Here is a 455-nt window from a genome sequence, read left to right as displayed (position 1 = left end):
CCTTTAGAACTTACAATGGAAAATACTGGAGAAGTACATTTAATGGTAGATCAAATTCAGAATGTTTCTAGAGACATTTACATTACAGATAAACTTACAGGAACTTCTTATAACGTTAAAGATAAGAAAGCTACTTTAACTTTAGCTAAAGGTGTGTATACAGATCGTTTTGTACTTGCCTTTAAAGAAGCTACAGTACTTGGTTTAAATGAAGATATTTTATCTGCACAAACAAGTATTTATGCAGACAATGATAATAACAATATTATCATCTCTAAAAATCAAGAAGTAAACATTCAAAAAGTAGAGTTATTCGATATCCTTGGTAAAAAAGTAAGTACTTGGAATATTAATGAACAAAAACCTACATACCAATTAGACATTAAAAAACAAATAATAACAGGTGTCTATATTGTAAAAATGAATACCAATAAAGGTACCATAAGTAAAAAAGT

At 27.5% G+C, this 455-nt stretch carries 1 protein-coding gene; it reads left to right on the top strand.

All coding sequences use genetic code 11. The annotated features are described in order from the left end of the window. Window positions 1–15 precede the first annotated feature (15 nt). On the top strand, window positions 16–455 hold a 440-nt coding region (locus MPF19_RS19210; RefSeq protein ID WP_249989875.1), incomplete at its 3' end, for a T9SS type A sorting domain-containing protein.

The organism is Polaribacter sp. Z014 (genome assembly GCF_023555435.1).
Taxonomy (GTDB): Bacteria; Bacteroidota; Bacteroidia; order Flavobacteriales; family Flavobacteriaceae; genus Polaribacter.
This window is presented reverse-complemented; position numbering and strand designations above follow the sequence as displayed.